The sequence below is a fragment of the Coleofasciculus sp. A1-SPW-01 genome, from assembly GCF_040217205.1.
Taxonomy (GTDB): domain Bacteria; phylum Cyanobacteriota; class Cyanobacteriia; order Cyanobacteriales; family Coleofasciculaceae; genus Coleofasciculus; species Coleofasciculus chthonoplastes_A.
The window spans coordinates 92,012-118,540 of sequence record NZ_JAVJNP010000061.1; the positions used below are offsets into that span (position 1 = coordinate 92,012).

Here is a 26,529-nt window from a genome sequence, read left to right on the forward strand (position 1 = left end):
AGCGAGCAAGATGCAAAGCCTGCGGCATGGCTTCGCTAAACGCACTACGGCAAGGATTGCGCCATTATTGATATTAAGGTTTAAATGCCGAACAGCTTATAACCATCCTCGTAGCCAATAAACGGCTGTACCAATATATTCCTTAATCGCCCGGGTCGTCATATCTAAATTTTGAACATCTGGCAAACCATTCAATAAAATAGCCGCTAGACTACTATTCGGTTCATTCAGTTCTTGTTGAGTGACCAAAAAATCAGTCGGTGCTGGAATCGCCTCAATCCCCTGACGTTGAAAAACCCGCAGGGCGCGGGGTGTATGCATGGCAGAGGTAACTAATAATACCTTTTTTATCCCTTCCTGCTGTAAAATTCTTCGCACATTGACGGCATTTTGGTGAGTGTTCAGAGACGCCGGATCTTGCAAAATTGCTGAGGGAGGAACGCCAATCATTTCTAAGATTTGAGCCATATCCGCTGATTCCGGAGAACCCCCACCCCGCCACTCAATCCGCCCCCCAGAGGCAATAATCACAGGGGCTTTCCCTTGCTGATAAAGCTGCGCCCCATAGAAAACGCGATCGCCTGCTTCATTTAAATCCGGTGCAGGGCGCGGCGGAATGGCGGATCGAGTCGCCCCACCCAAAATCACGATCGCTTCCGCCTGGGGTAACTCTGTGGGTGGAATATGCTGCCACTCTAGGGATTGAACCATGCTATTGGCAACCCAACCATTGCTAGCGACTAACAAGATGATCAATCCTAAGGCGATAGGGATAGGAACCAAGCGGGGGCGTTTCCAGGACAAGACTAACGCCACAACCATCAGTACGCAAGCAAGTCCTAATGGATACACAAATAAGGGGAGTAACTTGGAGAGAAATAAAAACATACGAAAATTAAATACAGAATTCTGATTGTATCCAGCCTTATGGTAAGGTTAAAGATGCACTAATAGACTCCTCTAATGTATAAAGCGCTATACAGTCCTCCTCCTAACCCAACTGACTGGTCTGTATCTAAAAGCGTTAATTGAGGTGGGGATCACTAACCTCAACAAAAATGCAACAATAAAAGTAACCTAAACTCATTCTGAAGTGGAATGCTTCGCCCCGGCGACGCCGATATCTTAAATTTTCTTGAACAAATCCAGCTGGCTCGAAACGTCACGGCTGGTTTACGCTGCTATCGTCTGCGAACAATGTGCTTACATTTTGGGCGCTGGCTGAAATTGGACAAAACTCAACTACGCCAACTTGTTTTCCTGAGTTACTGTCATGGCTTAGGCAAACTCAGCATTCCCGACTCGATTTTACTCAATCCCGGTTCCTTAAGCGAACAGGATTGGGTAAAAATTCGCGAGTATCCGGAAGTGTCGGCTTTGATCTGCAAGCAGCTTCCGGGATTGAAAGAATTTGTCCCCCTAGTCTTGTCTCATCAAGAACGACTCAATGGCACTGGCTATCCTAAGGGACTCAAGGGTGATGAAATTCCATTTATTGTCCAAGTTTTCCAGCTTGTCAACATCGCCGATGCCATTATCAGTAAGCGACTCCATCGCACCCGGAATGAACCCTCAAGCGATCGCCCTTACTGGATGCAAGCTATAGAGGAGATTACCAAGGAGATGGAAGCAGGCGCACGCGATCCCAACTTATGTGAGAAATTTTTCCGATTTCTGGAGCTGTTCTACCAAGGTGGCGGGTGACGGGAAGATTGGGGAGCAGGGGGAGCGGGGGAAGCAGGGGAAGCAGGGGAAGCAGGGGAAGCAGGGGGGAGCAGGGGAAGCAGGGGAAGCAGGGGAAGATGGGAGACAAAATTTCTATAGCCCATTACCCTATTGCCTATTCCCTATTGCCTATTCCCTATTGCCCATTCCCTATTGCCCATTCCCTATTGCCCATTCCCTATTGCCCATTCCCTATTGCCCATTCCCTATTGCCCATTCCCTATTGCCCATTCCCTATTGCCCATTCCCTATTGCCCATTCCCTATTCCCTGACAAATGATGAATGACCAATGACAAATAACAAATAAGCTATCGTAGAGGTTAAACTGGCACGATAGTGGATGAGTTGCCAATGAAAAAGTTTTTGTTACTGTGTTTGTTTGTGATTGGGCTAGGTTTTGCCCTGTTCAACTTTAAAGGGTTGGCAAATCAGGGGGAATTTGGCTCAATTGTACTGGATTTCCGGGAAGATATTCCCGCTACAGAGATTAGTGCTGAGGTGGACGCGATCGCGCAAAAATACGGCGTGACCCCGCGACTCAATAGCGAATTCTCTGATGTTGACAATATTTACATTTTGGAGGGAGATAAACAAGTCCTGCGTCAGCTTAAACGATCAGAACTGGCGAAGGACACGGAATATATTGAACCCAACTATATCTACAGCACGTTTTTTGTTCCCAATGACCCCAGCTATAGCCAGCAATGGAATCTCCGCAGCATTAATGTGGAAGCCGCATGGGATGAGACGCGGGGAAGTGGGATTACGGTAGCGGTGATTGACACTGGGGTTAGTCCGGTTCCTGATCTCAAAGATACCAAACTGGTCGAAGGGTACGACTTCGTAAACGATAGAGTTGACGCCTTCGATGATAATGGTCACGGGACTCACGTTGCTGGAACCATTGCCCAATCCACCAATAATAGTTACGGGGTGGCTGGCGTCGCCTACGAAGCCAGTCTCATGCCCTTAAAAGTATTGAGTGCGGGTGGCGGTGGTACGATTTCCGATATCGCTGAAGCGATTAAATTTGCCGCCGATAATGGCGCGGATGTGATCAATATGAGCTTGGGCGGTGGCGGTGAAAGTAAACTCATGCAAGAGGCGATCGACTATGCCTATAACAAAGGTGTGGCGATTATTGCAGCAGCAGGGAATGCTAACCAAAATTCCGCTTCCTATCCCGCCCGTTATCCCCATGTTCTGGGTGTTTCTGCGGTGGATTCCGCTGGCGTAAAAGCCCCCTATTCTAACTACGGTGCTGGGGTTGACATTTCTGCCCCTGGTGGTAGTGAAGCGGGTAAGATTGTCCAAGAAACCATTAATCCCAAAACCAAAACTGCCATGTTTTCTGGCTTTCAGGGCACCAGTATGGCAGCCCCCCACGTTGCTGGGGTAGCAGCTTTGGTGAAAGCGAGTGGGATTAATGATCCCGATGAAATTTTCACCGTTCTCCAACAATCCAGTCGCCAGGTTGAAGATGATCCCCTCAACCACTTTGGCGCAGGACAACTAGATGCTGGGGGTGCAGTGCAATTGGCGACGAAGGGACAAATTACCTTCCGCGATTTCTTCCGGTGGTTGCGCGATAGCGGTTATCTGAATCTCCGGTTCTGGATTGATGGCGGTGCGGTGGCGCTGTTGCCGAAAGTTCTCATGGTTCTGGGTTCCTACCTCTTGGCGTGGTTCTTACGCAACTATCTGCCCTTTGGCTGGAGTTTGACCAGTGGATTAGTAGCGGGAAGTTCGGGATTATTCTTCCTGCGCGGCTTCTATATCTTTGACTTACCCCAGTGGCCCCTACGAGTCATGGGTAGTTCTATTCCGGAACTGGGTACAGCGATTCAAGGCAGTAGTTTATTAAATCCCATTTTTGCCAGTGTGCTGATTCCTTTTATCCTAGTGGCATTGTTCCTGGGACATCCCCAATGGAAATGGGTGGCGATTGGTTCAGCCTTGGGTGTTGCCAGTTGTTTGGCGGTAAGTGCGGTAATGTCTCCTAGTGTTCTGTGGTTAGGAAGTGGGATTGGGGCGCGTCTATTTTTAATGGCGAATGCCTTCCTCTGCTTCGGACTTGCCTATTTTGCCTCTAAAGAAGAGGGAAGATTTGCATGAGCATTAATGTCACGGGCAAAATCGAACACAAGGATATTGGCATGGGGGCTTGGGCTTTAGTTGCCGATTCTGGAGAAACCTATGAACTTCAGGATGCCCCCGATGAGTTACAGCAACCTAACCTGAACGTGAAGGTGCAAGGAGAGGTGCGAGAGGATGTGATGACCACAGCAATGATTGGTCCAGTCCTACAAGTGCAGTCCTTTGAAGTGATGGATTGAACTGAACATTTTGCTGACTACCAGATCCCCGACTTCTTCAAGAAGTCGGGGATCTAATTTAGGAGTAATCAATCTATTAAGCTGTCATGCATTTAAATTGGGTATTAGTAGCGAGCAAGATGCAAAGCCTGCGGCATGGCTTCGCTAAAGCCTGCGGCATGGCTTCGCTAAACGCACTACAAGGCTTTCGCAATTATTGACATTAAGGTTTAAATGCCGAACAGCTTATTGAGCAGAGGGATAGATGGATTTAGCGATGAATACAGGCTTATTCTCGTATTCGGCTTCCAGTTGGCGTTTGACATCCAAATCCCAGGTTAACTCATAATCCCGCTCAAATTCAGCCGCGATAAAGGGACGTACCTCACCCGTTACGACAACATCTTCACCTTCGACCATAGTTCTCTCCGGTGCGACTAAGGTGAAGACTAACAAATCACCGCCACCCGCTAACTGATCTTCATCGAGGGTAAAGGTATTGTTACTCATAATTTCTTCCACTTCACCCTCTACAGCCACGGTTTGATTGTAGAATTGGCTAGGATCTTCGGTAATTTCTCCGGGTTTGGGTGCAAGTGCCAGTGATTCAGCGACAATCGCAGGCTGTTGTTCGTAGTCGGTATCGAATTGGAAGTCTAAGTCGAATTCTTCCTCAAACTCTACCATATTAAACTGACGCACTTCACCAGTGACTTGGACTTCAACATCGTCATCTTCTGGCAGCATAAAGGGTTCACCGGAGGTATTGACCACGATAATTTCATCACCGCCGAAAAACTCATCCTCTGAGATGGTAAAGGTGACATTATCCAGAACATCTCTCACTTCGCCTCTGATGCTCACGCTTTGACCGATAAGTTGTTCGGTGTTCTCCTCGACTTCCTCAGCCGTTACGTTTTCTTCCTCTTGTCCTGCGGTAACAACGTCTTGGGTGGTGTCGGCGCAGGAGGGAAGCAGTACAGCCATCAGCGCTAAGGCGATCGCACTGGCAGGTAAGCTTTTACGATAGTGTTTAATCAACATGTATGAATGTCCTCTCTCAATAGTTAGCAAATCTTAGAAGTTCGCGCTTCCACCCTTTATTCAAAGGCAATCTAGCCGCGATCGCATCCTTCTGGTGGAGTAGCAATCAACTCTATCCCATGGAGGATTTTGGCGAATAGGGAAATGGGTAAGCAGGGGGAGCAATGTAGAGACGTGCCATGGCACGTCTGGAAGCAGGGGGAGATTTTTGATAAAGAAATGATCTAAACTGCTTGGGATATCTTATTGGTCTTCCAGTTCCTGTCGATGGTACAAGAAAACGATCACGATTTAATCCGGGAAGCCGAAGCAACCCGTGTGCAGATACTCAGTGAAGCCCTACCTTACATCCAGCAGTTTGCTGGGAGAACGGTTGTGGTTAAATATGGGGGGGCGGCGATGAAGGATAGCAACCTCAAAGATAAAGTGATTCGGGATGTTGTCTTCTTATCCTGTGTCGGCTTTCGTCCCGTCGTGGTTCACGGCGGTGGTCCAGAAATTAATAGCTGGTTGGATAAGCTGGGGATTGAACCACAATTTAAGGATGGGTTGCGGGTAACGGATGCGCCGACGATGGATGTTGTGGAAATGGTTCTCGTGGGTCGAGTTAATAAAGAGTTAGTCTCGCTAATTAACCAGGCTGGGGGTTTAGCCGTGGGACTTTGCGGAAAAGACGGGAATTTAATCAAAGCCCGTCCAGAAGGGCGCAAGGGGATTGGCTTTGTTGGAGAAGTCAGCAGTGTGGATATTAAACTGGTGGACTCCTTGGTCAAAAGTGGCTACATTCCAGTTGTGTCAAGTGTTTCTGCTGATGAGGCGGGTCAAGCCTATAATATCAACGCCGATACCGTTGCTGGCGAAATTGCTGCCGCTTTGGGGGCGGAAAAGTTAATTCTACTCACTGATACTCCGGGGATTTTACAGGATTACAAAGATCCTTCCACTCTCATGGCTAAGCTAGATATTCAACAAGCACGAGAGTTAATGACATCGGGCGTTGTGGCTGGCGGTATGATACCTAAGGTTAACTGTTGTGTGCGATCGCTGGCTCAGGGGGTACGGGCGGCTCATATTATTGATGGTCGCATTCCCCACGCCCTACTTTTAGAAATTTTTACCAATAAAGGAATTGGTTCTATGATTGTGGCATCTGAATTTACGACGTAGTGGCTTGACCCACTTAAAATAGGGCTTTGTTTGTAGTGAGAACTTTAGTTCTCCGAGCTGGAGAGGGCTGAAGTTCCCTCACTACTTACTTCGGTTGAATAATCCCGTCAATGGAACGGAGCTTTTCTGGGAACGCTTCCTCGCTCTAGCATCTCGACGCTGTTTCGCCAAGGCTAATCCACTTAACTTGACGGGGGCTTCCTCTGGCTCATCTTGGGGTTCAGAAGGTGCTTCCTTGGGTTTATCTTTACTATTCCACCAAGCCACAACCCAGCCGCCAGCAATTCCCCCAACAGCACCCACCACGATACTGAAGGGAACTGAGTATCCGAGTAAAACCAGACATAGCAAAAACACTAACCATACTCTTAGCGCTACAGGGAACCCTTCGGAGAAACCTGGCAACAGTTTATTCATTCCTTTGTCCTTTGTCCGTCCTTTGTCATTTGTCCTTTGTCATTTGCCCTTTGTCAAGGGGCAATTCTTAAATATTGTGTGAAGATAAAATCCATGGGTTTTGATAAGTTTATCTTATAAATATGATGGTTTATTTGGTTAAGATAGTTAAGTTTATTTAAACAATATAAACTTTTTTTACAAATATTGGAATAGTTTCATCAATGTAGATGAAGTGACAGGTGTCATCTCTCATCTATGTAAATTTGTGCTTAATACTCATTTAAATCAATAATGACTTCATTCATTGCTCTATATAAAGTGTTTGTGAATATGACCAAAAACTAGAGAGTTAAACTCTAAATTTATGTATCCTGAACATTAAGAAGTTAATCATACCATTACTGCTATGAATAAACTATTAATAACAATAACTTTATCAATATCTATTTTGATAGAAGCTTTAGGAGGAAATGCAGCAGGTGCATTAACCCTAAGAAGTTGGAACAGCGCTAATCAGCGTGGTGGTGACTTATTTAATGACGGAAAGGGTGCATTGCTATACAGTGAATTTAGAGCAAGTCTTCTGGAGCGTTCACATACTATTCTTCCAGGAGTATCAACCCTAACCGAGGCAAATCTTGCTGACGTTGATATATTCTTTCACGGAACATCCTCAACAATTCTGACACCCACTGAAAGTACTGTGCTGAGAAATTTTGTCAAAACGGGTGGTTTTGTGATTGTTGAATCTGATTCAAATCGTTCTGAACAGAATTCGGCTAATTCGGTACTGGAATCACTAGGGCTCGGTTCACGGTATACAGGTGTTGTCGGTGGTGTCAATTCTCCTACAGGTGGCATGTTTAAAAATACAGTTTCTCCAACTACTGTCGGCGCATTAGGCGACCTAAGAGGTCAAACATTTGGTACATCCTTAGCCACTGATATTGAGTCAATGGTAACCGATATTACTCCCACTGGGGGGATGCTGATTGGTACAAATGGATCAATCAGGTCGATGGTGGAATTTCAGCCTTTTGCCAACGGTGGTCAAGTCTTGGCTGTTGGTGACGCCTACGGTTTTAATCTTTTCCAGAGTTCAAATAATTCTTTTTTTAACCCTAACAATCAAAAAGCTTATATGAATTTTATTGAGTCTAAAAAATTTAAAGCTCCTGTTCCTGAAGCATCAACGCTATTGGGTTTATTGACATTAGGTACTTGTGCTATCGGAACTAAACTAAGTAAAAAATAATTAAACCCCAGACTATTAAACAAGTTTTGTTTTTTATGTCCAGCAACCTGGAAACAACTTGACATAATAAATAGAGATTTAGGTTGATCAAAATCTTACTTTTATCTATTTCTGGTTAAGATTTGCCGGATTCTCATTCTTTGAGTCCTCCGATTAATCAACCAAGCCAGACGAATACGATTCTCTAAGGAGGTGGGTGGAAATAAACTCAACCGGATGAAGTTATGTTAACAAGCCTCAAACCCTTACAAAGGACTTAGCTTGCTTTTCAAGGATAGCGAGTATGACAAATGACGAATGACAAATGACAAATGACAAATGACAAATGACAAATGACGATCTCCACCGCTAACTTTAATTGTGTCCACCTACTTATCACTCAGCGAAAGTAACTCCACCACAAAATCAGGGTAAAAAGAAATTTCTTTTGTTTCTCAGTAGTTAAAGCATTCCAGCGTTCCAGTTTTACCCAGGAACCCTCAGCGTTACCAGCATCCTGGAATCGGCTTTGAGGTTTCAAATTGCTCTACATCGGGTTCGAGACATTCGCTCACCTGGACATTTCCCCGGAGTCTAGAGAGGAATTTTCTCGGATTCGCTAGGTGGAAGTTACCTTCTTTTTTGTACGATAGGTTGATAGGACAAGTTATCAACTTTAGATGACCCACAGCGGTTCTTTGCCGAATCGCGTTGCTGAATGGCATCCCCTATACCTGCCGATTGCTCTCGATCAATCGGGGATTATGGCAATAAAAATCATAAAAAAAGGGATTTGTCAAGGGTTTGTTGCCAAGCTCAAGCTAAAAACTGCTTATCGCTTATTTGAATGATCATCAAAACTTCGGTGCTGGCTCACTTACTCCAAGCCATGCCCCACCTGAGGCAACAAGTATATTTCAAAGCGTCGTTGACCGCACTCTCCCATGCGATGGAAGATCAGGTCTTAGCTGGTTCGGAGCAACCGTTGGTGATTGCCTGTTTTCAGCGAGAACGCTTCTATCGTCAGGAAGCCCATCGCTATCGGCGCATTGCCCAACGGACACCTCATGTCTATGTCTTAGCCGCACCAGAAACGGATTTCAAGAATAGCTCAGATCACCACGAAACCGTGGCATTTGATCCGGGCGATGCCCTAAGTCACGAGTGGCATTTAGTGGTAATTGGTTCTCACTATGCGAACTGTCTGATCTGTCGAGAAAAACGTTCGTCTGTGTCCAGTAGCGCCAATGGGGAGATGGATACGTCTCGACGTTTTGAGGGAATTTGGACATTTGACCGGACGGTTAGTGCCAAAGCCGCCGAGTTGCTTCTGGATCGCATTGCTACCTATCGACCTGAGTTAGCGGATAAAATCGAGCAAGCAAAAGCTGAGTATATCAGTTCTGGCTCAACTCAACCCTCAGACCGGAATCGGCAAGACTCACCCAATCCCGATCCGTTTGTGCAACGGCTAGTGACTTACTTACAAGCGGGTCAGTATAAACTCCTGAAAGCCTATAGCTCGATCGCGGCTCAAGAACAACGCGAGCGTTTGGTGAATTCGATTAGCACAGCGATTCGGCGATCGCTCGATCCCCATGAAGTTATGGAAATCGCGGTGCAAGAGTTAGGGCGAGCCATGGGTTCTTGTCGTTGTCTGATTTACCGCTGTAAAGCCACGGATACTCAAGCCACGATTACCCATGAGTACCTAGAAACCCGAGGGCGCGATCGCACGCTCCTTTGCTCCACCCTAGGTAGCCCTTGGCCCCTAAAAGACAATACTCTGTTTCAAGCCATTGTCGAACATCAAGAGTCTATTTCCGTAGAAGATACCCAACATGATCCTCGGCTGAACCAGACACCCAGCAAAAGCGCTAATTCCCCGTCCTCTAAGTTAAAGGAATTGGTGCAAACCTTTGGCATGCGATCGTGGCTCATGGTTCCTGTACTATATCAGGGTCGGTTATTGGGGATGGTTGAGTTACACCATTGCGACGAAACCCCTTATCGGTGGAAGGATGAAGAACTCGCCCTTGTCGAAGCGATCGCAACTCAAGTGGGTGTCGCCTTAATCCAAGCTGAAGCTTATGCCAATTTGCAAGATTTGAACCAACAACTCGCCGCCCTTGACCGGACTCGTAGTAACTTAGTCGCTATCACGGGTCATGAACTCCGCACCCCCCTGTCCACGATTCAGGTTTGCCTAGAAAGTCTCGCCAGCGAACCGGATATGTCACCAGAATTGCGTCAGGTGATGCTGAATACCGCCCTTGACGACGCCGAACGCCTGCGGAAACTGGTGCAAGACTTTCTCACCCTCTCGCGCCTGGAAAGTGGGCGCGTGGAATGGAATGTAGAAGCCATTTCTCTACAAGAGTGCATTGAGTTAGCCCTCAGCCGGATTAATGTCCATTGGTCAGAGGATCGACGACCGAACATTATTACTCACGTTCCCACAGATCTGCCCTTCGTCCAAGCCGATGGTGAGTGGCTGGTAGAAACCCTGGCTAAATTGTTAGACAACGCCTGCAAATTTACCTCCTCCCAAGGAGAAATCACCATTGGGATTCAAACCAATGGTAATTCGATGTTAAAAGTGACTGTCGCCGATACCGGGCGAGGGATTGAACCGAATCGCCTAGAGGATGTCTTTGATCGCTTTTATCAAGAAGAAGGGGCGCTGCGACGGACTACGGGCGGCACAGGCTTAGGTTTAGCAATTTGTCGTCAAATTGTCAAGGGATGGGGCGGTAAAATTTGGGCAGACTCGGCGGGTAAAGACCAGGGTTCTCAGTTTCACTTTACGGTGCCAATGATTGCGCCAACATCAGAATCAAAGCAATCTAAAGGGAAGGGAAAAGGTAGTCGTAAGGGGTCAAGAGTTAAGCGAAATTGATGAAGAAGTAGGTGGGCAAAGTTAAAGTTAATGGTGGTGATCGCCATACTCGCTTCCCTTGAGAAGCAAGCTACGTCTTATGTCTTATGTCATTTCTTTATGTAAGGGTTTGAGGGCTATTTACAGAACTTCATAGTGTTGAGTTTATTTCCACCCACCTACTTAGGAGGAAAGATGCAAAAGAGAATCATCGTAGTGCGAGCGTCTCGCTCGCTATTGAGTAGGGTTTTTGTTTGACCATTAAATTTGATAGCAGGGATTATTTTTGACGATAGGTATTTGTACCTCGTTCATCCAGGAATAATCCCAATCAGGTTCGGATTGTTCAGTTAGGGACACCATATCGCCCTGATAGTTTTGATTAATTTGAATGGCTTTAGCCTGCAAATGTTCAGGGACATAACACAAATCAACGGGCAATCCATGTGCCACCATAAATTCGCCTAATTGCTGAGAATTAATGTATATGCCTTCTCGATGCAGGCGTTGTAATATTTCCGTGAATGTGTGCCAGCGCTGATCCATTCTTGATTGAGAGGGTAAGGGTGTGGGTAACATACTATGCTAGAGCGTCAGTTCAATCTTGAAGAATCCTCCCAGAAATAAGCCATAAGGTAGACAGTTCCAGAGGAACATCTATGGGAAGGTTAGGTAGCTAATGGTATCATTTATCGGCTGAGTCTACTGAGTCTTGGTTTTCTACAGAGCCTAACATAGACGCGATCGCGCCTATTACAACAACACCAAAACTGTTCCCCTACTGCTGAGCTTACCTATCGGTGATCTGTGCTGAACCCAAGGAAACAGAATTATTTCTCAGGAAGATAATATTCATGATAACAGGCAAAATAAATGTCATTGAAGGCGATATCACTCAGTTAAGCGTTGATGCGATTGTCAATGCGGCAAACACCTCTCTGCTAGGTGGTGGTGGTGTGGATGGGGCGATTCATCGTGCGGCTGGACCCGGTTTGTTGGCAGAATGTCGAGGGTTGAATGGCTGTGAAACGGGTGATGCTAAAATTACCCAGGGTTACAATCTTCCGGCTGATTGGGTGATTCATACCGTCGGACCTGTCTGGCGGGATGGTAATCATGGCGAGGATGCTTTGTTAGCCAGTTGTTATTATCGGAGTTTGGAACTGGCAAAGCAAAATAATATTCGTAATATTGCCTTTCCTGCAATTAGTACGGGCGCTTATGGATTTCCGCCAGAACGAGCTGCCAGAATAGCCGTAGGTACAGTTAAGCAGGTTTTGGCAGAAAAGACAACTATCGAACAAGTGATTTTTGTGTGTTTTTCAAAGCAATCCTATAACCACCATCAGCAAGCCGTGCAGGAAATTATCACAAATAAGGAATAACGAGTGATTTCAATAGCTCTAATTCAACTCAGTTTAACTGCCATTCTTGCCTTCTATGTTGCTTGGAATCTAGGCGCTAATGATGTTGCTAATTCCATGGGAACCTCTGTTGGCTCAAAAGCGGTTACGCTACGCCAAGCGCTAATTATAGCAGGGATTTTAGAGTTTACGGGCGCGGTTTTATTTGGTCAAGGGGTGGCGACAACGTTAGCAACGAGAGTGATTGATCCAAGTTTATTTGCCCAAACGCCACAGGTATTATTACTGGGGATGACTTCGGTGTTACTCGCTTGTGGTTTATGGTTACAAATTGCCACCAGTTTTGGATTACCTGTGGCATCATCCCATGCGGTGGTTGGCGCGATCGCAGGATTTTGTTGGGTGGCGATTGGGGTGCAGGCAGTAGATTGGGGAACCTTAGGTCGTATTTCGTTAACTTGGATTATTACACCTGTTGTTAGTGGTATTTTAGCCGCCGGATTTTACAGTATTATCAATACCTCAATTTTAAGGCAAAGGAATCCGATGGTTCAGTTACGGGAATGGATTCCTTGGCTAAGTGCTATTCTTTTGAGTATCTTTGGCGCGATTGTCATGCCAAGTTTATTTAATCGTCCTTTCTTTTATGCCTTGCCAATTCCTACCCATGATTTACCGATTATTACGGTTTCTGTTGCAGCTATTGTCCTGAGTCTGATTAGTTGGCGTCAGTTGGAACGTAGCCCCTTAATTCTACCTGTTAATCCTGAAGAATCGAAAGTTCAAGACATTCACATCCTGGAAACTGGGGAAGCGGAAATTGAAGCTAATATTGCCCCACCCCCTAATGCTGTGTCTCCCTTTCCCTCAGCGATTGAGCAACAACTGGCGCGGTTTCAAGTTCTCAGCGCTTGCTTTGTCGCATTTGCTCACGGTTCCAACGATGTCGGGAATGCGATCGCTCCCTTAGCTGCGATCGCGTATATTATTGCTACGGGTACGGTTCCCCTCACGGCGTTTGATATTCCGTTGTGGATTCTGATTATTGGTGGTGCTGGTATCGTTGCAGGGTTAGCTGTTTGGGGCAAAAAGGTGATTACTACCGTTGGGGAAAATATTATCCCTTTACAACCGAGTAGTGGATTTTGTGCCGAAATTGCCACAGCGACAACTGTTTTACTCGCCTCCCGCTTTGGTTTTCCGGTTTCAACGTCTCACGCTTTAGTGGGGGGTATTGTGGGTATTGGATTGATTCAAAATTGGCGCACGGTTCGCTTTCAAACCCTTAAATCGATTGCTCTGGCTTGGTTAATTACGCTACCTGCTGCCGCTAGTTTAGGGGCGATTATTTTTATCAGTTTACGTGGGATTTTTCTTTAGGCTCTTAAACAAGGGCGGGTTTTGTTGCTCATTTATCGGTTCTTAATTAGCGTTAGTCCCTAAACCCGCCCCTACAATTGACCATTTGATTGGCTTGGTTCGAGGGAATGCTTATTTCTTAAACTTTTCGGCGATATAACCAATCCGGTCAACAATGTCGGCAACATCGCTAATGTAATAATTATTTCCATTAACCGAGAGTGTCAACGACTGAAATAATCGGCGAAATAAAATCAATCTCATCAAGACTTAAAGCGCAATCGTATTTACCATTTAATGGGTGAGGTAAACCCGGTGTTTCCTCTGGATTAATATCAACGGGTGGTTCAAAAAAGATACCGAGATTATAAGTGTCGCTAGCTTCCCACAAAATGTGAGATACTAAGAGGCTGCCTCGGGTTGCTTCGTTATCCGATTTGGACAGGCTAATGCGAGACTTCATCTTTTTGACGGCTACCTGTAAATCAGAATAAGACTGATTGGTGGGATTAAAGTTGCTAAATAAATTAGCGTCTTTCAATAGTGTGATATTAAAGATAGCTTTTAATTCAGCGGCTGAGTATTTTCTATAGTCACCAAAAGACATAATGGTTTGTTCGATAAAGGGTTTAGCCCATAACGATTAAGGACGGGTTTTGTTGAACAGTTATCGGCGGGGTAAGCACATTTTAGTCCCTAAACCCGCCCCTACAATTGATAAACGTGCCAAGATATGTCTCTACACTATTGCTGTCCAACTTTACTTTTAAGTGCGGGAGGTGGAATACAACTGTGCTACATATTCTCCATACCCGTTATAGGGAAGCGTTTCCCGTCTTTCCCAGGAAAAATTGGGTCCTTTCCCAACAAACTTTTCCGTCGCTTGAGACCAACGTGGGTGGGGCACATCCGGATTGACATTTGCCTCAAACTTATACTCATAAGGAATTAACGTATTCCAAAATGTCGCGGGTTGAGTCTCAACAAATTCAATCTTGACAATAGACTTAGCCCCCTTAAACCCATATTTCCACGGCACAACCTCTCGAATCGGTGCCCCATGCTGTTTCGGCAGAAAATGACCATAAATCCCCACGGCAAAAAATGCCAAGTCATTCGCCATTTCCTCTACCGTTAATCCTTCGGTATAGGGCCACGGTAGTTTACCACTGAATGACCATGCTGGACCGATTCTAATTTGAGGATCGTCGAAAGACGTAAACCGGACAAATTTGGCTTTAGAGGTGGGTTCCACCTCTTCCATTAATAATCGCATCGGAAATCCTAACCATGGCAATACCATCGACCAGGCTTCCACACAACGGAAGCGATAGATGCGTTCTTCGAGGGGGAATTTTTTGCGTAAATCGTCTAAATCGTAGGTGCGGGGATTTTTCACCAATCCGGTGACTTCAACCTTCCACTCATCTGTCGGTAAGGCTTGCGCGGCTTGCCATATCGATTTGCCACTGCCAAATTCATAGAAGTTATTATATTGTCCCGCTAGTAACTCATTGGTGATGGGACGGTCAACATTCGCAAATGCGGGATTGGTGTTAAGGGATTTGACCGTTGGTTGATTGAGGGTAGCGGCTAGTTCCTTATTGGTTTCCGAGTCAGAGGAGGCTTGACATCCCAAGATGGGGAGAATACTCGCACCGACTAGGGTTTTGAGAAAGCGACGCCGATTGAAGTAAACGGCTTCAGGCGTGATTTGGTTTTCGGGGATTTCCCAGGATTTGGGAACGCGGATAAGGGTCATTGGGAAACAAGGTTGACGGCTGATGCGGCGGCGTGGATTGAAAGAACGCCTGTATACAAATCTTAACCTGTTTCCAGTCAAACGCTAAATAAGTGTTGGGGTGAGGAGAGGGAACGGGGAACGGGGAACGGGGAACAGGAAATAGAGAACGGGAACGGTTGTCGTAGTGTGAGCGTCTCGCTCGCTACTTTGTATGGATTTTTATCTATTGAGGCAAATTGGCTTGCACTAAATGAACCTTATAATTGCCTTTAAAACCTTTATTTTCAAGGGGTTCCAGTTTTTGCAGCAAACCCTAATTAATCTTTTACGCTTCTACTTTTCTATACATAACAACAACACCCAACCTGCTCTCTGAGTGACTTCCTCTGTGTAATTAATCCTAAATAGAGTTGCTCTAAATTCGATAATTCAGATGCATTGCTCCCTACATTTCTAGTTAGAGGATGTATCAGTCTTCGCGTTGAGTGTTGCTGTTAGAATTTTGGTCTCGGATAAGACAGATATTAGATTTAACAGAGTTTTAGCTTTACCTCCTTTCTGGATTTTCAAGTGACATTAATATCTGTCATTGAAGCTTTCTCTTTCGCTTCAATTACTAATTTACTACTCTCTCAGAAAAGTACAACCCTTTGCAATGTTTTTTAATGTTTCTTTTCTTTCCCTAACTTAGAGACACATAACTTTAAATTGGTGAGAGTAGCGACTCTAGTCTGGATTCACCAATATGACTAATTCTCAAACGGCTGCAAAGAAAAGCTTTGCACTAACGTGGTTTTGACGACATCCTCGTGAGTCGGTTGCAGCATATCTAGCAGAACTACGATATTACTACGGTTAGGAGATAGCCGCACCTCTCGAATCCGATAGCCTTTCACGGCATCTCGATAGTTGTTCAGAGTACCCAGAGTCAAGCGCTGATTCTGATAGTTTATGATTAAGCGCATAGACGCCCGTTTGACTGGAGACGTGCCTCCAGATAAGACGGAGGGGATACGCCTTTGCTCTAGACGCAGTTGTAACGGCTGGTTGTTTAAGCGAAATGTAACAGTTTCGCTGTCATCTGGCTGACGAGTGCTATCGATGACAGGGAGTTTAATGCCAACTTTCAGCCGATTTAGTCCTAAATCTTGTCGGAGGGTTACTGTGTCTTGCAGCAAGTCGTTTTCAGCCGCTTGATTGCTGAGACTGTAAGCATCGCGATCATAGTTGGTTCGCAGACAACCATTTCTGACACAGGAATTATTGGGGATATTGATAATTTGCAGATGAGCCGTGGGAACTTCTGTGACTGAATCCCGGTAACTTTCTAGATGAATATAATGACGATTATCCGGGGAGAATCCGGCTAAGCGAACCGAGGTGTTGAGTATGGCTGCATATCCGGGGTTGAGGTACAGGATCACACTGGCTGCGATCGCGGGAGACACGAATGATGCTATTTTCATAACCAGAAGTCAGTAAGTAGGTGGGGACAATTGAAGTTAACGGCGGGGTTTGTCATTTGTCATTTGTCATACTCGTGAAGCGCCAAGCCAGCTAGGTTTATATAAGGGTTTTTAAGTGAACTGAGACTGGAGGGCGACGGCGGCTTCAGCTAGGGCTTCTCGACCTTGATCTAGAACGTGTGCCATACCAACAAAGCCGTGAATTGTACCATCATAGCGAGTCATTCTCACCGATACTCCGGCTTTTTGCAAGCGCATCCCATAGGCTTCTCCTTCATCTCGCAGGGGATCATATTCAGCGGTGATAATCAAAGCTGGGGGTAAATTACTCAAATCGCCCGCCAGTAAGGGTGAAGCTTGGGGATTTTGCCCGTCGGCGGCTGATGAGAGATAATGATGCCAAAACCAAACTAATAACTCTGTGGTTAACAGGTAATCTTTGCCATTTTGCCGATGGGAGTCGGTGTCAAAGCCATACTGAGTTGCAGGATAGAATAGCACTTGATAACTTAGGGAGGGGAAATTGCGATCGCGTGACAGTAAGGCGACAACGGCGGCTAAGTTTCCTCCGGCGCTATCTCCACCAACAGCAATCCGTTTCGGATCACCCTGAAATGATGCAGCATTTTTAGCCACCCATTCTATGGCGGTATACGCATCCTCTACAGCAGCAGGAAATTTGTGTTCGGGTGCGAGACGGTAATCCACGGAAACGACAATACACCCCGCTTGATTTGCCAAGGTGCGACAGATACTATCCACTGCATCCAGGCTACCAATAACCCAACCACCACCGTGGAAAAATACCAGAATCGGAAAGGGTGGGTTTCCGGCTGGTGTATAAATTCGGATCGGAATATCTACCGTAGAACCCGGAATGAGACGATTCTCTACTCTGGCGACAGGTTCAGGTTTATGGGAAAATTGATCCGCTTGCGCTGCTTGTTCTCTCGCCTGGATGGGTTCAAGTTCATTTAGGGGAGGTAGTCCTAATGTTTTGATTTGGTTTAATATTAGTTGGGTTTGGTCATTCAATGGCATAATTAATTGGCTGTTAAATTGGATAGACTGATAATTAAAGGCAGGTTTTGTTGTTCAGTTATTGGCGATAATCAGGACGGGTTTTGTTGTTTGGTTATTATCCGGAAAAGTTTTTGATGATAATCAGGACGGTTTTTGGGTTTGGTTATTATCCGAACAAGTTATTAACGATAATCCGTGCGGGTTTCGTTGTTCAGTTATCACTTTACGAGTTACCTTTGTCCCTAAACCCGTCCCGACAACCCGACTATAGGATGTATGATGAATGACACAGTATCCTCACAATTTCAACAATAATACTCAATTGTTGCATTGGCTGTTTAGAACGGGAAAGATTGACTTAAATGAAGGACGTTTATTTGAACATAAACCGATTCCTTTACCGCCAGCAATGAACTGGAATCGGATTGAAGGCATGATCTTAGGACTAGCCATTGGTGATGCTTTAGGGAATACTACAGAAAGTTTAACACCGCAACGACGCCAAATCCAATACGGAGAAATTCGCGACTATTTACCCAATCGCTATGCCAATTACCGTCCGGTTGGTTTACCTTCGGATGATACCCAATTAGCTATCTGGACACTAGAGGAATTGAATGGGAATCACGGACTTAATCCAGACTGTCTGGCGCAGCGCTTTACTCAGGGACGTATTTTCGGCATCGGCTCAACGATGAAGGGGTTTTTACGCCATTATAAAAGTGGATTACCGTGGTTTGAATCGGGTCAAAAGTCGGCGGGAAATGGTGCATTGATGCGAATTGCGCCCATCGTAATTCCCCATCTGCGTTCTCAAACCAAAGCACTCTGGGTTGATACAGCGCTTGCTGCTATGTTAACTCATAATGACTCGGCATCTAATGCGGCGTGTTTAGGATTTGTGGCAATGCTGTGGCAACTTTTCAGCCGATCAACTGTACCTGAAGCAAACTGGTGGCTGGAAACTTATATCCAGTTCACTCAGGATTTGGAGAGTGATTCATCCTATCGTCCGCGTGGTGGTGCTTTTACTGAGGATAGAGGATATCTGTGGCAATTTGTGGAACGACGAGTGAGTCAAGCCTATCAACAAGGATTGTCGGTTCGGGAGGCGTGCGATCGCTGGTATTCTGGTGCGTATCTTTTAGAGACGATACCCAGTGTTCTTTATATCTTAATGCGATATGGCGATAATCCGGAAGCAGCAATTGTGCGAGCTGTTAATGATACCAAGGACAATGATACCATTGCCGCTATTGTCGGAGCGGCGGTGGGAGCGTTACATGGGAAAGACGCGCTACCTCAACGCTGGCAAGTCGGACTATTGGGTCGAACGGCTGAACGCGATGATGGTACACTCTGGAGAGTTCTAGAAACAGCTAATCAGATTTGGTGGCATTATTAGGAATCATAAATTATGGAATTGTTTTCTCATGAACAAGCATAAATTATCTCAGAATCAGGGCGGGTTTTGTTGAGGCGTTATTGGTAAGAGAGGGCGGGTTTTGCTGATACGTTATTGGTGACAAGTTAATCGAGTTCCTAAACCCGCCCCTACAAGTGACTGACTGATGATTTATGAATTATGTATAAACCAACAATCTGTATTACGTTAGGTACTCGCCCAGAGGCGATTAAACTTGCACCTGTGATCCAACAATTTCAAGCCTGCGATCAGTTTAAGACTCAGGTGATTTTGACGGGTCAACATCGGGAAATGGTGGATCAGGTGATGCGGCTATTTCAACTTAAAGCTGATCGCGATTTAGAAATAATGCAAGCCAAGCAAACGCTGACGGATATTACCTGTCGAAGTTTGCGGGGATTGGAGGAGTTATTTGCTGAGATTAAGCCACAGTTGGTGATTGTACAAGGGGATACGACGACAGCATTTGCGGCGACTTTAGCGGCATTTTATCAAAAAATTCCTGTGGGTCATGTAGAAGCAGGGTTACGAACGGATGATTTGTTTAATCCCTATCCCGAAGAAGCAAATCGACGGTTGATTTCTCAGTTAGCCCAACTGAATTTTGCGCCTACAGCTAAGGCGGTGGAGAATCTGAAAACGTCGGGGATTGTGGGGGAGATTCACCAGACGGGAAATACAGTGATTGATGCGTTACTGACGGTAGCCAAGCAGGAACCTGAATGTCCGGTTCCGGGGTTAGAGTGGGACAAGTATCGGGTGTTGTTAGCTACGGTTCATCGGCGAGAAAATTGGGGTAAACCTTTAGCAGATATTGCTCAAGCGTTTATTCAACTGTTGGATCAGTTTCCGGATACGGCGTTATTGTTACCGTTACATCGAAATCCTACGGTTAGAGAACCCCTGAAACAAATCTTGGGTAATCATCCGCGAGTCTTTTTGACCGAACCTTTAGATTATGGCGAATTAGTGGGCGCGATCGCACGCTGTTATCTGTTGCTGACGGATTCGGGGGGATTGCAGGAGGAAGCGCCGAGTTTGGGGAAACCGGTGTTAGTGTTGCGGGAAACTACGGAACGCCCAGAGGCGATAGAGGCGGGAACCGCGAAGTTGGTAGGAACGAATCCGAGTCAAGTTGTCGCTGTAGCGAGTGAATTACTCGGAGAGGCTAAGGCGTATCAGGTGATGGCTACCGCCGTTAATCCTTTTGGGGATGGGTACGCCGCCGAACGGATTTTGCAAATTGTTAAAGGGTATTTGCTGAAGGGATGACAATCGGGGATGGCGTTTTCAGCGGTTTTTGTGTATATTGATTAGAGTTAGAACCTTGACAATTATATAAGGTCGGAATTCTGTCAATCTGACGAATCGACACCAGTCAGCAAATCGCTGAAACTCTATAGTTTCCGTTAAGTGGTGTCGATGCCTGACTGGGAGAGGGTTTGAGCGATTGGTTTTGCTCGATTTTTGGCAGGATCAGGTGGGATTTTATGGGTGGTGTCGATTTGGCGGACTTCGGCGTGAGCGCTCAGTCGAACGCTGAAACCCAGTCCCTGTATGGTTTCCTGAGCGAACTCTTTCCAAACACACTTCCCCGCAAGGGGATGGAAACAGACAGCGAACTGGTCATTGACTGTCCCTATGAATGCTTTCCAAACACACTTCCCCGCAAGGGGATGGAAACTCTCGGAGTGGCATTGTGACTGCCAAAGTCCGCTTTCCAAACACACTTCCCCGCAAGGGGATGGAAACTTGGACACCCAAAGTAAAGGCTGTCGAACCCAACACCTTTCCAAACACACTTCCCCGCAAGGGGATGGAAACTTTTGCTTTCTACAGACAACAAATCCTAAAGTTGCAGCTTTCCAAACATACTTCCCCGGAAGGGGGGACGGAAATAAGAGAAAAATTAATATGCCATAGTAGCGTGGCACAGCTTATTTGATGAATTAACCATTAGCCGCGAAACCGTAGGGGCGCAAAGACTTGCGCCCAATTCAATGGTAAAATCTATTCCACAATTTTAGTAGCAAAGGTGCGTTACGCTACTGGCGTGGCACAGCTAAAATGGTGCAATAGATTTGCTTCGTAGTGAGGGAACTTTAGCCCTCTCCAGCTATGCGTTAAAGCACGCTTCGTGCTTACTACAAACAAAGCCCTATTTTAAGTGGGTCAAGCCACTACGAATAGAGGCTTTGCGTAAGTCCTGTCACAGTAACCAGGTTTTATTCGCAAAATCAGCAGGTCTTTCACTTTCCTTTTGAATCGGGCGTCCGATAGGGCGGGTGGGAGTTCTAGCGGGAGGACGTTTGGTTTCCACGGGTGGCGCGGGTTCTATCGGTCGCTTTTGAGTGGCTTTAAGCGATTCATTCTCTTGTTTAAGACTCTCCGCTTCTTGCATCAACTTCTCATTGGCTTGGGCGAGTTGAACAGCCGCTTTTTTGGCGTCCTCAAACTCACTTTTTAAATGGTTGAGTTTTTTTAACTCACTTTGCAAATTTTCAACGGATTCGTGTTGCTGCTGTAATTTGGTTTCTAAGTCCGTAACTTGTTCCTTTAACTGCTGTTCTCGTTGCTCAGCTTGGGCTAAACTATCCTTTAAATTAACGATAGTGGTTTCTTGTTGTTGGGCTTCTTCGAGTGCCTGTCTCAATTCCGCAACCGTAGCTTCAAGGTCAGCTTTGGTGGGAGTTGAAGATTTACTGGTACTGGTTCTTCGGCGGGTTGCCATGGTTGATTCGTCCTCTGTTTCTGTATTCGGTTCGTTAGTATCTTCAATAGGTTGCTGATTGGAAGATGGCGATTTTTCCACCTCTTCCCGCAGCAAATCAGTTAACTTTTTTTTTGTCATTAGCACCCCCAATGATGGTGTAGTTCATCCGCCACCCGGCGATAATCAGCTTGGGCTTCACGGGCATTTTCTCCGCCCAATTGAGTAATCGGTATCCCCTGCAATGCGGCGCGTTCGTGGGCTTTGTATGTCCGAATAAAGGTTCCGAATGCGGGAACACCGAGTTCTCGGAGTGTGGTTTGCGCCTCTAACGCTTCCCGGCGACTGCGAGAGTCTACCCGAGTTAACAATACCCGATGGGCGGTTCCCACAGGCGCGATCGCCCGCCGTACTGTTTCCATTAAAACCGCTAAGTCCATCGGTGCGGGAGGTGTGGGTAAAATAATATAATCTGCGATCGCGACTACAGCAGTCAAGGCGTCTGAACGCAGGGCGGGGGGTGTATCCACAACAGCTATGTCGTAGTCTTTCAGGGTTTGTAGACGACTTAAGAGTTGAGGATTGGTTTCTTGGGCGATATCAAACCCGATTTCTCCCTCACTTCGTTCTACCCACCAACTGGCTGAACCTTGAGGATCAGTATCTACTAACAAAACCTGTTTTTTTTCCGCGAGTACGGCGGCTAAGTTGACTGAGGTTGTGGTTTTGCCAACACCTCCCTTTCCATTAATAATAGCGATTATATTGATCATTCGTTATTTGTCATTCGTCTTATTTCTTATGTCTTATTTCATTCGTCTTATGTCATACTCGAAGAGTCTTATGTCTTATGGTCAGGGCGGGTTTTGTACAAAGGTTATCATCAATAGCGAAACGTGATTTCCTAAACCCGCCCCTACACATTGACCATTTATACCGCTTCGGGTAAGGCTCCTTTCATCTTGCTTAACCAATCGATTAAATTCTCTAACTGTTTATTGGCTTTGAGAACCCCTAATCCTCGTACTGTTACTTTACCAGGAGAATAGACAAAGCGCGATCGCAAATGTTCGGGGAGGTTCTCTTTCAATAGCTTCCAGGCGGGTTCCTCCATTGGCGTTTCTAGGGCGATGTGCTGTTTCCCCTCTGGTTTAATCCGACTAAATCCGAGAGATTTTGCCACCTGCTTGAGTTCCACAATCCGCAATAATTGTTCAATGGGTGCGGGTAAGGGACCATAGCGATCATGCCAATCGGCGGCTATTTGGACTAATTCCGAATGAGAATTCGCCGCCGCAACTGTCCGATACGCACTCATCTTTTGATCTAAATCAGGAATATAATCCGCCGGGATAAAGGCGGTAAGATTTAAGTCAATTTGGGTATCATCCACTTGGGGAATTTCTTGTCCCTGAATCTCGCGAATGGCTTCTTGTAGCATTTCCATATATAAATCAAAGCCAATCACATCCATTTGTCCGGATTGTTCCGCCCCAAGGAGATTTCCAACGCCTCGGATTTCCATATCCCGCGTCGCCAGTTGATACCCGGAACCTAACTGGGTAAACTCCTGAATCGCCCGTAAACGCTTGCGGGCGGCGTCGGATAGAGTATCTTGTTTGGGATAGAATAACCAAGCATGTGCCTGCACCCCAGAACGCCCGACTCGCCCCCGCAGTTGGTAGAGTTGGGCTAACCCAAAGCGTTGGGCGTCTTCAATCAGGATGGTATTGACGCGGGGAATATCTAACCCGGATTCAATAATTGTGGTACAAATCAGGATATCCGCTTCCCCGCTACTAAAAGTAAGCATGGTGGCTTCTAATTCCCCTTCGGGCATTTGTCCATGGGCAATTGCCAGTCTCGCGCTAGGTATCATTTCCCGCAGTTTCGTGGCGACTTCTTCAATTCCCTCGACACGGGGAACTACGTAAAATACCTGTCCTCCCCTGTCTAATTCAGTGCGAATTGCTGTACGAACCGCTTCTGGATTATACGGGGCTAAATGGGTTTTAATTGGACGCCGAGAGGGAGGGGGAGTGGTAATTAAACTCATTTCCCGCACACCAGAGAGGGACATATATAAGGTACGGGGAATTGGTGTGGCGGTTAAGGTGAGGACATCAACTTGTGTTTTTAGGGTTTTAATTTTCTCCTTTTGATTCACGCCAAAGCGCTGTTCTTCATCGACGACTAGCATTCCTAAGTCACGGAATTTGACAGTTTTACCTAATACTTGATGGGTGCCAACAACGACATCTAGTTCTCCAGTAGAAAGGCGGCGCTGAATCTCCTTGCGTTCCTGGGCGGTGCGGAAACGGTTGAGTAATCCCACATGAATCGGATAAGGAGCAAAGCGTTCTTTTAACGTGTGGTAATGTTGTTGAGTAAGAATCGTGGTTGGGGCGAGGAAGGCGACTTGTTTGCCAGAGGTAATCACTTTAAAAATTGCCCGCAGTGCCACCTCAGTTTTACCAAATCCCACATCCCCACAAACCAAGCGATCCATGGGGCGATCGCTCTCTAAATCTCGCTTTACGTCTTGCACGGCTTTGAGTTGATCAGGTGTGGGTTGGTAGGGGAAGGATTCCTCTAATTCGTCTTGCCAGGATGAATCTTCCGGAAAGGCATAACCGGATCGTTGACTGCGCTGGGCATAGAGTTTAAGTAAATCAACCGCCAGTTTCTTAATCGTTTTGCGAACCCGATTTTTGGTCTTTTCCCAGGCTTTGCTGGACATTTTATTCAGTTGCGGCGCACGGCTATCGGCACGGCGATAACGCGACAAAACCCCGACCTGATCGGCGGCGACTCGTAATAAGCCATCGGCATATTTGATAACTAAATATTCACGGGTTTGATGGTTAAGGGTGAGGCTTTCTAGCTTGACAAATTGACCAATCCCGTGGTTTTTATGCACCACATAATCCCCAGGAGTTAATTTATTCGGGTCAACTTGTTTCGATGCCGCACGGCGTCGCTTCCGCACATAACTGGGAGTAGCGAGAGTATGCTGCCCAAAAAACTCGCGATCGGTCATTACAACCAAGCGAAACGTGGGCAGGATAAAGCCTTCCAATTCCGCTAATCCGGAATATTTTACCGCCACAGGTGTTTTCTGGATTTGCAGTTTATCAATCGCCGGATAATCGCGGGGATTGGGAACAAACTGGGCGGGACAATCATGTTCCTGTAACAGAGACACCGAACGACTCGGTTGAGCCGAAACCAGCCAAACCGAAAACTTGCGATCGCGTTCACTGCGGACAATTTCTGCAAGCTTGGCAAACTGGTGCGGGGTGGCGGGAATCGGGCGGCTGGCTAAATTCACCGCCGTCTCATTGGTGGCTTCTGCTAGTTCCGATAAATAGAGTAAGGTTTGAGTGTGTAGGGGCGGGTTTAGGGATTGTTGTTTCGGTGTTGATGATAACGTTTCATCAAAACCCGCCCTGACTGCGGTTTGAGTGTTGAATGATTCAGCATATTGACGATGCAGAGGGGGAAGAGGATGGGCTAATGTATCTAAATGATCTTGAGCATGTTCCACCCAGCGATCGCAATGAGCGCGACATTGTTCAGGTTCATCAATAGCAATCACTGTATTATCGGGCAAATAATCCAACAGAGACGCAGGTTGCTCAAACGCAATCCCCAAGAAGCGACGACTCCCTTCCAGATGTCCCCCCGCTTGCCAAAGTGCCTGTTCCTCTTCCCCTAAATGAAGTTGCACCTGTTGGGCTTGGGCATCACTCAAAGCATCCGTAATAATCGGGCTAAAATCAGTAGGGGTGAGTACCAGTTGCTCAATTTTATCCAGGGAACGCTGGCTACCGGGGTCAAATTCCCGCAGTTGTTCGAGTTCATCCCCAAACCACTCCAAACGCACGGGTAATTCAGCCGCAACTGGAAAAACATCTACAATATCACCACGCCGACTCCATTGACCCTCCATTTCCACCAGGGGGACTCGATCATACCCCAAGCGGGCTAATTGGTTATCGATGTCTTTAATATCCCTTGTCATCCCTTGGTTAATCGTCAGACAATAGGGAGCAAAGGCTTTGACTGGCGGTAAATGGGGTTGAAGGGCGGCGTGGGTAGCAACAATGGCTAATCCGTTAACCGTTACCGAGTGATTCTCTTCAGTATCTCCTGAATCAGGCGTTGACGAATGACGCACCAAATCCGCCAACACCTGCATTTGTCCCCACGTCATTTCCGATTCAGGGTTAAAGGGTTCGTAGGGTGACGCTTCTGAGGTGGGATAGAAATGAACCGTTTGCCAATTCATCGCCTCCAATTGCGCCGCCCAGCGACTCGCCTCTTCCAACGTGGCGCAGATCACCAAAAGATTACGATCCGAGGCTTTGGCGATTGCAGATGAGACTAATCCTTTAGGTAGACGGGCAATTCCATTCAGGTGCAAAAACGACTGACGATTCAGTTTAGAGAGGAGTTCACCCGTCAGGGGCGATCGTTCCAGAGTCCGAATGATAGAAGAGAATGCCATGATTCACCGCACGTTATTAGAAATAAGCTGTTCGGCATTTAAACCTTAATGTCAATAATGGCGAAAGCCTTGTAGTGCGTTTAGCGAAGCCATGCCGCAGGCTTTAGCGAAGCCATGCCGCAGGCTTTGCATCTTGCTCGCTACTAATACCCAATTTAAATGCA

24 protein-coding genes and 1 pseudogene are annotated in these 26,529 nt (G+C 46.3%); 13 read left to right on the plus strand and 12 right to left on the minus strand.

Going from position 1 to position 26,529, the window contains the following annotated elements; translation table 11 throughout:
• Nucleotides 1-96 precede the first annotated feature (96 nt).
• Nucleotides 97-888, minus strand: a complete 792-nt coding sequence (locus RH949_RS10275) for a YdcF family protein (protein WP_446352867.1) — start codon at nucleotides 886-888, stop codon at nucleotides 97-99.
• Between the two features lie 210 nt (nucleotides 889-1,098).
• On the opposite strand from RH949_RS10275, the gene RH949_RS10280 reads away from it, so the two are divergent.
• The 4 genes from RH949_RS10280 to RH949_RS10295 all read left to right on the plus strand — a co-directional run bounded on the left by RH949_RS10280 (nucleotide 1,099) and on the right by RH949_RS10295 (nucleotide 4,062).
• A complete protein-coding gene (locus RH949_RS10280) occupies nucleotides 1,099-1,704 on the plus strand; it encodes an HD-GYP domain-containing protein (RefSeq protein WP_446352869.1) in 606 nt (201 codons plus the stop codon).
• A gap of 98 nt (nucleotides 1,705-1,802) precedes the next feature.
• Nucleotides 1,803-2,012: a hypothetical protein gene (locus RH949_RS10285; RefSeq protein WP_446352871.1), complete on the plus strand. Its 210-nt coding sequence runs from the start codon at nucleotides 1,803-1,805 to the stop codon at nucleotides 2,010-2,012.
• Between the two features lie 65 nt (nucleotides 2,013-2,077).
• Nucleotides 2,078-3,841: a S8 family peptidase gene (locus RH949_RS10290; RefSeq protein ID WP_446352873.1), complete on the plus strand. Its 1,764-nt coding sequence runs from the start codon at nucleotides 2,078-2,080 to the stop codon at nucleotides 3,839-3,841.
• On the plus strand, nucleotides 3,838-4,062 hold the full coding sequence (locus RH949_RS10295) for a hypothetical protein (RefSeq protein ID WP_044207180.1): 225 nt from the start codon (nucleotides 3,838-3,840) through the stop codon (nucleotides 4,060-4,062). The genes RH949_RS10290 and RH949_RS10295 overlap by 4 nt, the downstream gene beginning before the upstream one ends.
• Before the next feature lie 225 nt (nucleotides 4,063-4,287).
• Here the strand turns inward: RH949_RS10295 and RH949_RS10300 are convergent, their stop codons facing one another.
• Complete coding sequence (locus RH949_RS10300) at nucleotides 4,288-5,085, minus strand: hypothetical protein (protein WP_006101296.1); 798 nt, start codon at nucleotides 5,083-5,085, stop codon at nucleotides 4,288-4,290.
• Between the two features lie 267 nt (nucleotides 5,086-5,352).
• Here RH949_RS10300 and argB point away from each other — a divergent pair, with 267 nt between their 5' ends.
• On the plus strand, nucleotides 5,353-6,252 hold the full coding sequence (argB, locus tag RH949_RS10305; protein ID WP_006101293.1) for an acetylglutamate kinase: 900 nt from the start codon (nucleotides 5,353-5,355) through the stop codon (nucleotides 6,250-6,252).
• A gap of 81 nt (nucleotides 6,253-6,333) precedes the next feature.
• Here argB and RH949_RS10310 read toward each other — a convergent pair whose 3' ends face one another.
• The gene (locus tag RH949_RS10310) at nucleotides 6,334-6,669 is read right to left on the minus strand and encodes a hypothetical protein (RefSeq protein WP_006101068.1); all 336 of its coding nucleotides are present in this window, start codon (nucleotides 6,667-6,669) and stop codon (nucleotides 6,334-6,336) included.
• 388 nt (nucleotides 6,670-7,057) lie between these two features.
• Between RH949_RS10310 and RH949_RS10315 the strand changes: the two genes are divergently transcribed.
• Nucleotides 7,058-7,906, plus strand: coding sequence for a hypothetical protein (locus tag RH949_RS10315; RefSeq protein ID WP_006101208.1), 849 nt, complete (start codon nucleotides 7,058-7,060; stop codon nucleotides 7,904-7,906).
• A 374-nt stretch (nucleotides 7,907-8,280) separates the two neighbouring features.
• Here the strand turns inward: RH949_RS10315 and RH949_RS10320 are convergent.
• Nucleotides 8,281-8,387 (minus strand): annotated as a pseudogene (locus tag RH949_RS10320) (Uma2 family endonuclease); the annotation flags it as partial.
• Between the two features lie 178 nt (nucleotides 8,388-8,565).
• On the opposite strand from RH949_RS10320, the gene RH949_RS10325 reads away from it, so the two are divergent.
• Entirely contained in the window at nucleotides 8,566-8,736 is a 171-nt protein-coding gene (locus RH949_RS10325; protein WP_006101289.1) for a hypothetical protein, read from the plus strand.
• Nucleotides 8,733-10,784, plus strand: a complete 2,052-nt coding sequence (locus RH949_RS10330) for a DICT sensory domain-containing protein (RefSeq protein WP_446352877.1) — start codon at nucleotides 8,733-8,735, stop codon at nucleotides 10,782-10,784. Before RH949_RS10325 ends, RH949_RS10330 begins: the two co-directional genes overlap by 4 nt.
• 240 nt (nucleotides 10,785-11,024) lie before the next feature.
• Here RH949_RS10330 and RH949_RS10335 read toward each other — a convergent pair whose 3' ends face one another.
• Nucleotides 11,025-11,342 (minus strand): hypothetical protein, encoded by a 318-nt coding sequence (locus RH949_RS10335; protein ID WP_446352879.1) that lies wholly within the window; start codon nucleotides 11,340-11,342, stop codon nucleotides 11,025-11,027.
• 275 nt (nucleotides 11,343-11,617) lie between these two features.
• On the opposite strand from RH949_RS10335, the gene RH949_RS10340 reads away from it, so the two are divergent.
• Nucleotides 11,618-12,148 carry an O-acetyl-ADP-ribose deacetylase gene (locus RH949_RS10340; RefSeq protein ID WP_446352881.1) on the plus strand — a complete coding sequence of 177 codons (531 nt, stop codon included), beginning with the start codon at nucleotides 11,618-11,620 and terminating at the stop codon, nucleotides 12,146-12,148.
• Between the two features lie 3 nt (nucleotides 12,149-12,151).
• Nucleotides 12,152-13,507 (plus strand): inorganic phosphate transporter, encoded by a 1,356-nt coding sequence (locus RH949_RS10345; RefSeq protein WP_446352883.1) that lies wholly within the window; start codon nucleotides 12,152-12,154, stop codon nucleotides 13,505-13,507.
• Between the two features lie 190 nt (nucleotides 13,508-13,697).
• On the opposite strand, the gene RH949_RS10350 is transcribed toward RH949_RS10345, so the two are convergent.
• From RH949_RS10350 to RH949_RS10365, 4 genes are all read right to left on the minus strand, one after another.
• Entirely contained in the window at nucleotides 13,698-14,093 is a 396-nt protein-coding gene (locus tag RH949_RS10350; protein WP_446352885.1) for a hypothetical protein, read from the minus strand.
• Between the two features lie 159 nt (nucleotides 14,094-14,252).
• Entirely contained in the window at nucleotides 14,253-15,248 is a 996-nt protein-coding gene (msrP, locus tag RH949_RS10355; protein WP_446352887.1) for a protein-methionine-sulfoxide reductase catalytic subunit MsrP, read from the minus strand.
• Nucleotides 15,249-15,979: 731 nt separating this feature from the next.
• Nucleotides 15,980-16,696 carry a DUF2259 domain-containing protein gene (locus RH949_RS10360; RefSeq protein WP_446352889.1) on the minus strand — a complete coding sequence of 239 codons (717 nt, stop codon included), beginning with the start codon at nucleotides 16,694-16,696 and terminating at the stop codon, nucleotides 15,980-15,982.
• Nucleotides 16,697-16,807: 111 nt separating this feature from the next.
• Nucleotides 16,808-17,737 carry an alpha/beta hydrolase gene (locus RH949_RS10365; protein ID WP_446352891.1) on the minus strand — a complete coding sequence of 310 codons (930 nt, stop codon included), beginning with the start codon at nucleotides 17,735-17,737 and terminating at the stop codon, nucleotides 16,808-16,810.
• Between the two features lie 265 nt (nucleotides 17,738-18,002).
• Between RH949_RS10365 and RH949_RS10370 the strand changes: the two genes are divergently transcribed.
• The 3 genes from RH949_RS10370 (at nucleotide 18,003) to RH949_RS10380 (ending at nucleotide 20,848) form a co-directional block, all read left to right on the plus strand.
• Nucleotides 18,003-19,124 (plus strand): ADP-ribosylglycohydrolase family protein, encoded by a 1,122-nt coding sequence (locus RH949_RS10370; protein WP_446352893.1) that lies wholly within the window; start codon nucleotides 18,003-18,005, stop codon nucleotides 19,122-19,124.
• Nucleotides 19,125-19,304: 180 nt separating this feature from the next.
• On the plus strand, nucleotides 19,305-20,417 hold the full coding sequence (wecB, locus tag RH949_RS10375) for a non-hydrolyzing UDP-N-acetylglucosamine 2-epimerase (protein WP_446352895.1): 1,113 nt from the start codon (nucleotides 19,305-19,307) through the stop codon (nucleotides 20,415-20,417).
• 170 nt (nucleotides 20,418-20,587) lie between these two features.
• A complete protein-coding gene (locus RH949_RS10380; RefSeq protein ID WP_446352897.1) occupies nucleotides 20,588-20,848 on the plus strand; it encodes a hypothetical protein in 261 nt (86 codons plus the stop codon).
• Nucleotides 20,849-21,354: 506 nt separating this feature from the next.
• Here RH949_RS10380 and RH949_RS10385 read toward each other — a convergent pair.
• From RH949_RS10385 to mfd, 3 genes are all read right to left on the minus strand, one after another.
• Nucleotides 21,355-21,996: a hypothetical protein gene (locus RH949_RS10385; RefSeq protein ID WP_446352899.1), complete on the minus strand. Its 642-nt coding sequence runs from the start codon at nucleotides 21,994-21,996 to the stop codon at nucleotides 21,355-21,357.
• Nucleotides 21,996-22,628: an AAA family ATPase gene (locus RH949_RS10390; RefSeq protein WP_446352901.1), complete on the minus strand. Its 633-nt coding sequence runs from the start codon at nucleotides 22,626-22,628 to the stop codon at nucleotides 21,996-21,998. Before RH949_RS10390 ends, RH949_RS10385 begins: the two co-directional genes overlap by 1 nt.
• A gap of 158 nt (nucleotides 22,629-22,786) precedes the next feature.
• Nucleotides 22,787-26,365: a transcription-repair coupling factor gene (mfd, locus tag RH949_RS10395; protein WP_446352903.1), complete on the minus strand. Its 3,579-nt coding sequence runs from the start codon at nucleotides 26,363-26,365 to the stop codon at nucleotides 22,787-22,789.
• Nucleotides 26,366-26,529: the final 164 nt, after the last annotated feature.